Annotated in this window: 4 protein-coding genes and 1 pseudogene; 4 read left to right on the top strand and 1 reads right to left on the bottom strand. The window is 71.4% G+C overall.

All coding sequences use genetic code 11. The features are described 5' to 3' along the window. Window positions 1-1113, top strand: a 1113-nt coding sequence (locus R6V09_RS47910) for a CHAT domain-containing protein (protein WP_317887738.1), incomplete at its 5' end; no start/stop codon positions are given. A gap of 54 nt (window positions 1114-1167) precedes the next feature. Here R6V09_RS47910 and R6V09_RS47905 read toward each other — a convergent pair. Further along, window positions 1168-2397: a PP2C family protein-serine/threonine phosphatase gene (locus R6V09_RS47905; RefSeq protein WP_317887737.1), complete on the bottom strand. Its 1230-nt coding sequence runs from the start codon at window positions 2395-2397 to the stop codon at window positions 1168-1170. Window positions 2398-2520: 123 nt separating this feature from the next. On the opposite strand from R6V09_RS47905, the gene R6V09_RS47900 reads away from it, so the two are divergent. The 3 genes and pseudogenes from R6V09_RS47900 to R6V09_RS47890 form a co-directional block, all read left to right on the top strand. Next, window positions 2521-3090, top strand: a complete 570-nt coding sequence (locus tag R6V09_RS47900; protein ID WP_317887736.1) for an AAA family ATPase — start codon at window positions 2521-2523, stop codon at window positions 3088-3090. Window positions 3091-3180: 90 nt separating this feature from the next. Next, window positions 3181-3666, top strand: coding sequence for a hypothetical protein (locus R6V09_RS47895; RefSeq protein ID WP_317887735.1), 486 nt, complete (start codon window positions 3181-3183; stop codon window positions 3664-3666). 19 nt (window positions 3667-3685) lie between these two features. Beyond that, a pseudogene (locus R6V09_RS47890) lies at window positions 3686-3907 on the top strand (fructosamine kinase family protein); the annotation flags it as partial.

Raw genomic sequence — 3907 nt, 5'->3', positions numbered from 1 at the left:
CTGCCGGGGGCGGGCGACCGGGCGGAGGGCATGCGGCGGGCGTTCACTTCGGGCGCGCTGGCCGAACACGACAGCGAGCGCCGGCTCGCGCGGACACTGGCCGAGGCGCTGTGGCCTGAGGGGCTGACCGCGCAGATACGCCAGGTTTCCGAGCGCGCGGGCCGTCCACTGGTACGGATCCAGCCGTCGCCCCGGGTCGCCCAGGTCCCCTGGGAACTCCTCGCGGTCGACGACGACGATGTCCGGCTCCTCGACCTGGCGGACGTCGTGACCACCGCACCGGCGTCACTGCGGCCACGAAATCCGTCGGCCGCAGCGACGCAGAGCACGGACACGGGCCCTGTCGTCCTCGTCCTCGACCCCCGTGTTCCCGGCTTCCGCGCCGACTCCCCGCTCGGTTCGGTGCTGGGGCCGCCCGGCTCCGACCCTGAGCTGCTGTCGCTGGTCCGGGGCCATCTCGACGCGGGCGCCGTCGTACCGTCCGTCGCCACCCCGGCGGAGGCCTTCCGCCGTACCGACCTTGACCGGGACTGGCTGAGCGATGTGCTCCGCAAGGGCGCCCGCAGGCTGCTGTACGTCGGTCACGTCAGCGGTGCGCCGGTCGAGGGCGGGCAGAGCGAGGACGGCACGCTGCACCTGTCCTGCGACGCGGAAACCGTCGGTCTGGCCGAGCCGCTGCGCACGCATCGGCCGCTGTCGGCCAAGGACCTGCTGCTGGGCACGCTCCCGCTGCGCGCGGACGGCGAGCCGGGCGCGCGGATCTGGCCGGCGCCGGCCCGGGTCGCCCTCATCGGCTGTGAGAGCGGCGGTGATCTGCGGTTCGCCGAGTCGTTCGGGCCGGCGACGGCGATGCTCCACAACGGTGCCGAGTTGGTCACCGCCACCCGCTGGGTGCTGCCGACCAGCTTCGCCTTCCATCGGCTGGCTCAACTGCCGGAGTCCGTACGCCCGTTGTCGGAGGCGATCGTCGCCGTCGACGCGGCGCACGAGCACGAGGACCCCGTGCACCGGCTCGGTCACTGGCAGCGCGAGCAGCTCGACCGCTGGCGCGCCGACGGCCGCATCGAGCACTCGCCCCTGCTGTGGGCGGCGCTGACCTGCATCGTCGTATGACATGGAGCGCCGCACGTCCGGAGTGTCGTACGACGCTCCGGGTCATACGGCCGGTCAGAGCCGGACGATGATCAGGGCCGTGTCGTCGGTGGCGCCGCCGTGCGGAAGGAGTTCGAGGAGTACGGCGTCCGCGAGGGCTTCGGGGTCGGTGTTCCGGTGGCGGACGAGGGAGTCGGCGAGGCGGGCCAGGCCCCTGTCGATGTCCTCGCCGCGGCGTTCGATCAGGCCGTCGGTGTAGAGGACCAGAGTGGCACCGGGTGAGAACGAGGTGCCGGCCTGCGGCCTGGGCATCGGGTCGGGGCGGGCGTCGAGGGGCGGGTCGGTGGCGCGGTCGAGGAACTCCACGCGGCCGTCGGGACGGACCAGGACGGGCGGCGGGTGTCCGGCGCTGCTGTAGGTGATGGTGTGGTCGTCGAAGTCGACGAAGGTCGTGGCGACGGTGGCGGATTCGGCGCCGTCGACGACGTTGGCGTAGCGGCCCAGGACGTCGAGGGCCTGTGCGGGACCGTCCGCGACCCGGGAAGTGGCGGTCAGGGCGCTGCGCAGCTGGCCCATGACACCGGCGGCGGCCAGGCCGTGGCCGACGACGTCCCCCACGGACACGCCGATGCGGTTGCCGCCGACCAGGTCGACGACGTCGTACCAGTCCCCGCACACGTTCAGCGAGCCGACGGCGGGCCGGTACCGTACGGCGATCTGGTGGCTCGCGCCCTGTCGGCGGGTGGGCAGCATCGCCTCCTGAAGGACGAGGGCGACCTCGCGTTCGCGGGCGTGGGCGCCGCGCAGACGTTCGTTGACCTCCTGCAGTTCGCGGGCACGGGTGTACAGCTCGGCCTCCAGCACCCGGGTGCGACCGCCGCCGGATCCGCCGCGGGCCCGGATCAGCTCGGTGACCTCCTCGACGCGGTGGACCAGCAGCACCACCTTGCCGTCGGGGTCGAGGAGCGGTGCGTTGACCGGGCTCCAGTAGCGCTCCTCCCACCGCCCGGGGCAGGCCGCGGACTCGACGTCGTACCGCTGGAGGGCCATGGTGTCGCGCTCGCCGGTGGCGACGACGCGGCGCAGCGAGATCTCCAGGTTGCGCATGCCGGTGGCGTCGGGGTCGTTCGGGTTGTCGGGGAAGACGTCGAAGAGGAAACGGCCGACGACCTGCTCGCGGGTACGGCCGGACATGCGCAGGAACTCCTCGTTGGCGTCCGCGTACACCAGGTCGGGGGTCAGCAGCGCCACCATGCCGGGCAGCCCCTGGAACACCGCCGCGTAGTCGATCGTCGCGTCCGCCATGGCCCTGCCACCAATCACCGCTGTCACACCATTTTCTCACGACATAAGCAGACCGAGCGGGTCCCGGGTGACGCAATGCGCCCTGTCGGTCACTCCAGGACACGCGACCGGTAGGGTGCCCCGGTGACCACGCCGCCGCCCTCCCCCACCCGGCTGATCGTGCTGCGCGGCAACAGCGCCTCCGGCAAGAGCACGGTGGCCAGCGCCCTGCGCGAGCGGTACGGCCGCGGTATCGCCCTGGTACGCCAGGACGTCCTTCGCCGCGAGGTACTGCGCGAGCGCGACATCCCCGGTGGCGCGAACATCGGCCTGATCGACATCACCGTCCGCCACGCCCTGGCGCACGGTTTCCACACCGTCCTGGAAGGCATCCTCTACGTCGCCCACTACGGCGAGATGCTGGCCGGGCTGCTCGCCGACCATCCGGGCCGCACACACTGCTACTACCTCGACGTGCCGTTCGAGGAGACCTTGGCCCGGCACGCCACGAAGCCCATCGCGGACGAGGTCGACGAGCACCAACTCCGCGAGTGGTACCGGCCGTTGGATGTCATGCCCGACGGCGTCGAGACCGTGCTCCCGGCCACCGACCCGCTGGACGACACGGTCGACCGGGTGTGGCACTCGTCCGGATTTTGTAACTTGCCGCCGCCCGGCCCCAGTTGTCGGGACTGCGCGCGTTCGGCGTGCTAAGAAATACGGGCGCGCCAGGAGCACGGACCATCCTGTGCGCGGGGATCACACATGCTGCCGGTCGGATCCGGCAGGCCACAGGGGGAAGATATGACCGCAGTGCATCGCATGCGTACGACCGCCGCAGTCCTGACCGCCGCCGCGGCACTCACCGCCGCCCAACTCGGCCTCGCCCAGGCCGCGTCCGCGACGACAGCCGCGCCGTCGAGTTCCGGCTGCCCGATCAGTGTCGTCTATCCGTCCGGGTTCTACGTCGACTCGCACGGCTGGGTGACCGGCGGCGGCCTGTACTTCGGCATCAAGAACAAGAGCACCACCAAGAGCTTCAAGAAGGTCACCCTCACGGTCACCGACGTCAAGAACATCCGCTTCGGTACGGCGAAGGCGAAGGGCGGCACCGTCAGTCATCGCACCTCGAAGGCCGTGTCCGTGTACACGACGACGCTGAAGAAGAAGGCGAGCGTCGGTGTCACCGTACGCACGCATCTGCTCAACACCCGTACGTACAAGGTGAAGCTCACCCTGCACGGCTCCGGCTGGAACTGCGCCGTGGACCAGGGAACCTGGGGTTCCTGACCGGTCGTACGCTGTCACCGTGATCGAAGGCGAGAGTCCGGGTGCTGCCGCGGCCCGGCTCACCGGATGCGCGGTGACCGGTGAGCGTCCGCTGTCCGGGGCGCTCACCGAAGTCGCCCTCGACGGCGGGCAGTCGGTGATGGTGAAGCGGGCCGAAGCCCCCGGCACGATACGGGCCGAGGCGGCGGGGCTGCGCTGGCTGGGCGACGCCGGCAGCGTCCGTGTCCCCGCCGTGCGCGGA

It is taken from the genome of Streptomyces sp. W16 (assembly GCF_033194735.1).
Lineage (GTDB): Bacteria > Actinomycetota > Actinomycetes > Streptomycetales > Streptomycetaceae > Streptomyces.
The sequence above is the reverse complement of the archived record's forward strand: the minus strand, read 5'-3'. Positions and strand labels throughout refer to the sequence as shown.